Origin of the sequence: Shewanella sp. 11B5 (genome assembly GCF_002836795.1) — a bacterium.
Classification (GTDB): Bacteria; Pseudomonadota; Gammaproteobacteria; order Enterobacterales; family Shewanellaceae; genus Shewanella; species Shewanella frigidimarina.
The window spans coordinates 1-5,046 of record NZ_PJAP01000418.1; the positions used below are offsets into that span (position 1 = coordinate 1).

Here is a 5,046-nt window from a genome sequence, read left to right on the forward strand (position 1 = left end):
CTGCATCAGTATCGATATTAGGAACCAAAACTTCTTTTAATTCAGCCATTTTGTATCCCCTTACGCGAACTGTGGGTTAATCTTGTCAGCATCAATACCATATTCAGCGATGGCTTTAGTCAACACATCAACAGGCATTTCATTACGCTCAACAAGAGACTTCAGTGCCGCAATAACAATAAACTTAGCATCTACTTCAAAGTGATGACGTAAGTTTGCGCGGCTATCGCTACGGCCAAAACCATCAGTACCAAGTACTTTATAGTCTGTCGGTACGAAAGCACGTAATTGCTCGCCGTATATCTTCATATAGTCAGTCGCCACAATCGCTGGCGCGTCTGCAGATAATACTTGGCTAATATACGCTTGCTTAGGTTCAGCTGTTGGATGCAACATGTTCCAACGTTCAGCAGCTTGGCCGTCACGAGTTAACTCGTTAAAGCTAGTCACACTGAATACGTCAGCGCTTACGCCAAAGTCTTTTGCTAATGCTTGTGCTGCTTTACGCACTTCTTCAAGTATCGTACCGCAACCCATTAACTGCACTTTACCTTTACCACTACCGGCAACTGTTTCAAGCTTGTAAATACCTTTGACAATACCTTCTTCGGCACCGGCTGGCATTTCTGGCTGAACATAGTTTTCGTTCATTGTGGTTAGGTAGTAGAAGATATCTTCTTGATTTTCGCCATACATACGACGAATACCATCTTGCACTACAACCGCAATTTCATAACCGTAAGTTGGATCGTAAGAGATACAGTTTGGAATAGTATTAGCTAATACGTGGCTATGACCATCTTGATGCTGTAAACCTTCGCCGTTCAATGTTGTACGACCTGAAGTTCCACCGACTAAGAAACCACGTGCGCGCATGTCGCCAGCAGCCCATGCCATGTCACCAATACGTTGGAAACCGAACATAGAGTAGTAGATGTAAAACGGAATTGTTGGCATGTTATTGACTGAGTAGCTGGTTGCAGCTGATACCCAAGATGACATTGCGCCTAATTCGTTAATACCTTCTTGTAAAACCTGACCGGTTTTATCTTCACGGTAGTACGCCACTTGATCAGAATCTTGTGGAATATATTTTTGGCCTTCGTGAGCATAAATACCCACTTGACGGAATAAACCTTCCATACCAAAAGTACGTGCTTCATCAGGAATAATCGGCACAATACGCTTGCCAATACCTTTGTCTTTCAATAACGCAGTTAATACTCGGACAAACGCCATCGTTGACGAGATTTCACGGCCATTAGAACCTTTTAAAATCGAATCAAAAATTTTCAATGAAGGAATTTCTAACTCTTCAGTGAATTTTTCACGGCGTTGCGGTAAATAACCTAATAATGCTTCACGGCGACTCTTTAAGTATTTCACTTCTTCAGAGTCTGGACCTGGATGATAGAAAGGCAAATCTTCTAGCTGGTCATCAGGGATCGGGATATTGAAACGATCGCGGAAGTAACGAATAGACTCAGCGCCCATCTTCTTCACGTTGTGAGCGATGTTTTTACCTTCGCCTGCATCACCTAAACCGTAACCTTTAACTGTTTTAGCTAAAATAACGGTTGGGCGACCTTTGGTTTTTTGTGCATGTTCAAGTGCAGCGTAAACTTTAACAGGATCATGACCACCACGGTTTAAACGCCAAATGTCATCATCTGACATGTTAGCAACCATTTCGGCAGTTTCTGGGTACTTACCAAAGAAATGCTCACGCGTGTACGCGCCGCCTTTGGCTTTACAGTTTTGGTATTCACCGTCTACGGTTTCTTCCATTAACTGCAATAATTTACCGCTAGTATCACGAGCCAATAACGGATCCCAATAGCGTCCCCAAATCACTTTAACCACTTCCCAGCCTGCGCCGCGGAATTCGCCTTCAAGTTCTTGGATAATTTTACCGTTACCACGAACAGGACCATCAAGACGCTGTAAGTTACAGTTAACGATAAATACTAAGTTATCTAATTCTTCACGTGCAGCTAAACCAATAGCACCTAATGCTTCTGGCTCATCACACTCACCGTCACCTAAGAAACAGTAAACAGTCTGCTTAGAGCAATCTTTTAAACCACGGTCAGTTAAATACTTCAAATAACGCGCTTGGTAAATCGCTTGAATAGGACCTAGACCCATCGATACCGTCGGGAACTGCCAGTAAGTAGGCATTAACTTAGGGTGTGGGTACGAAGAAAGACCTTTGCCATCAACTTCTTGACGGAAGTTGGCCATTTGGTCTTCAGTAATACGGCCTTCAAGGAACGAACGCGCATAAATACCGGGTGCGATATGGCCTTGGAAATACACCAAATCACCACCGTCATGCTCGTTAGGCGCACGGAAGAAATGGTTAAAACACACATCGTAAATTGTCGCACTAGACGCGAAACTTGAGATATGGCCACCAAGCTCTAAATCTTTCTTAGAACCGCGTAACACCATCGCCAATGCATTCCAGCGAATAATCGCCCGAATACGGCGTTCCATTTCTTGGTTGCCAGGCATGTTTGGCTCTTGGCCTGCTGGAATCGTGTTTAAATACGCAGTAGTCGCGTTATACGGTAAGTGAGTACCGTTACGGCGAGCTTTGTCGATTAATTTTTCGAGTAAAAAGTGTGCACGTTCAGGCCCTTCTTGCTCTAACACAGCTTGTAGAGCATCAACCCACTCTTGGGTTTCTGATGGGTCTAAATCTTGAAGCATATCTTCAGACATCTCGCAGTCCTTCTCTATATACGGATTATATTTCGGCTTTTTGCTGCTTGTTGACACAGCAAAAGTGTATTCTTATTCAAAGTGACAAGTGTTACACGCCGCTCTTTAAACGGCGCAAACTACGTTGCAACCGACTGTCTTCTTCTCTTACTGACAACATGACTTCTTCGATGTAGCTTAAATGCTCATTCGAAGCTTCACGTGCAGCGTCTGGGTCCCGGCGTATAATCGCAGCCAGTAACGCGCGTCTGTGATCATTTGCCATGGTGGAAGCTTCTTCGCGTATGCTTAAAAGCTCCAAATTTTGTGCGACATTTTTGTGCAGCACAGGGGTTAAACTTAATACTAAATGCAACATAGCAACATTGTGTGACGCCTCAGCAACCGCACGATAAAAACGTACAATGGCAGCAGCTTTGGCCTCAATATTCGTCGCAGCTTCTACTTCAATAATTCGTTTTTGAATATTCTGCATATCCGCATCGGTGCCGCGCAGCGCAGCATAATACGCCATCATGCCTTCTGTGGCGTGACGGAATTCGAGTAAGTCATACTGACTTTCTGAGTCGTTATGCATTAATTCAACGATAGGATCGGCAAGACTTTGCCACAGTTGTTCTTTAACATAGGTGCCACCGCCTTGACGACGCATGAGCAACCCTTTAGCTTCTAATTTTTGAATCGCTTCACGTAATGAAGGACGAGACACTTCAAATTGTACCGCGAGTTCGCGTTCAGGAGGTAGTTTCTGACCAGGCTGCAAACTGCCTTCAAGGATCATCCGCTCCAATTGCTCCATGATCACATCAGAAATTTTTGGCTGGTTAATCTTAATATAAGCCATGTAGCGCTCTGCTCCCTAAACAAGCAATTGTCAATTGGTCTTACCAATTAATATGAGAGAGCGCACTTTATCAAATCATACAAGCCATGTCTAGTTATCAGCATACCGACAAAAGAACACCGCTTTGTTTAAAACGCTCAAGCCCAGAGCATAACTGAAATTTATGCATAAGGGGTCAGACCATTTATCCGAAAAATCCTAGAAACTAGAGCGCTACGCTGCTAGAAGCTATAAAATCTCAGCAGCGAAGCTGTCCTAGCAGGACGTAGTCCGCCCTAGAAGCGCAGCGCACTAAAGTCTAGCTAACAAAACCAAAAATAGTTAATACAGAAACCATGGTTAGCAATAACACAAAATTACGCTTACTCAATGCCAGTAATGCCAAAGTAGATTGCACACTCAACGGCGCATCTCCTGCTTCAGGTAAAGACTCTGCGGCAACTGCAGTATGGGTCACTATTGTTTTAGCTTCAGTATTAACACTTAAACCATATTGTCGCCAAGCGTTTAACCCTTCACTAAACTGGCCACTTAACACATAACCAAAGCTAAACACCCGACTTGGTAACCAATCAAATATCATCTGTAAACGATCTACCAATGGCATTTCAAGCTTATTCTTACTGTTGTACTCACTATAAAAACGCACCGTACAATATAAAATGGCACCAACAGGGCCTAAAAATATTAAATATAATGCCACCGCGCCGTAATAGCGGTAATTAATCCACGCCACCGTTTGGCCTACTTTGCGGCCTAAATCCTGTTCGTCCACGACATCCAAAGACTCTGTAGGATCCAACTCGCTAGCGTAACGATAACAAGCTTGTACATCGCCGCGACATGCCGCTTGAATATACTGCTTAAACACACTTCGTAATGTTTGGTGACTAAAACAAATAATTGATATCAACACCCAAAATAATAAGCTCAATAAATCAAAAAAAATGCCATCAAGCAGAAAACTGATTAACAGGACTAATAAGGCAGGCAACACGATTGCAATCACGACACCAACTGCTGACTTTAATGATTGGCTATCCCAAAACTGCTTTTGGTAACGCATCATCACACTATCGAACTGCCAACCACTCGGCAGAAGCTTCATACGCTCAACTAGAATTGCCACTAACAATGAAAATAACGCCATGAATATCCTTTTAACTTCTATTCAGTTGCTGCTGTCGCCATTAAAGAACAGTGCTTACGTGGGCGATAGCTACATATGTTATCTAACAAATACAATCCAACAACAACTATGACCACAAAATTAACCTAAGCCACGGCAATGGCTTGCATATATCGAGGCCAATCAAAGCTAAACCCGGGGTCAGTTTTACGCCCTGGTGCGATATCGCAATGGCCGACAATATTATTTACGTTAATCATAGGATATTGCGCCATTAACTCCAATGTTAACAGCATTAATTGATGATATTGCTCATCGGTATAACCACTACTATCGGTGCCTTCCA

Annotated in this window: 4 protein-coding genes; all 4 read right to left on the reverse strand. The window is 43.2% G+C overall.

The features are described from left to right. Positions 1-60: 60 nt before the first annotated feature. Positions 61-2,727 carry a pyruvate dehydrogenase (acetyl-transferring), homodimeric type gene (aceE, locus tag CXF78_RS09730; protein ID WP_011639191.1) on the reverse strand — a complete coding sequence of 889 codons (2,667 nt, stop codon included), beginning with the start codon at positions 2,725-2,727 and terminating at the stop codon, positions 61-63. A gap of 91 nt (positions 2,728-2,818) precedes the next feature. Beyond that, complete coding sequence (gene pdhR / locus CXF78_RS09735) at positions 2,819-3,571, reverse strand: pyruvate dehydrogenase complex transcriptional repressor PdhR (protein WP_011639192.1); 753 nt, start codon at positions 3,569-3,571, stop codon at positions 2,819-2,821. Positions 3,572-3,869: 298 nt separating this feature from the next. Next, positions 3,870-4,721, reverse strand: coding sequence for a beta-lactamase regulator AmpE (ampE, locus tag CXF78_RS09740; RefSeq protein ID WP_102036655.1), 852 nt, complete (start codon positions 4,719-4,721; stop codon positions 3,870-3,872). Between the two features lie 125 nt (positions 4,722-4,846). After that, on the reverse strand, positions 4,847-5,046 hold a 200-nt coding region (locus tag CXF78_RS09745), incomplete at its 5' end, for an N-acetylmuramoyl-L-alanine amidase (RefSeq protein WP_180957103.1).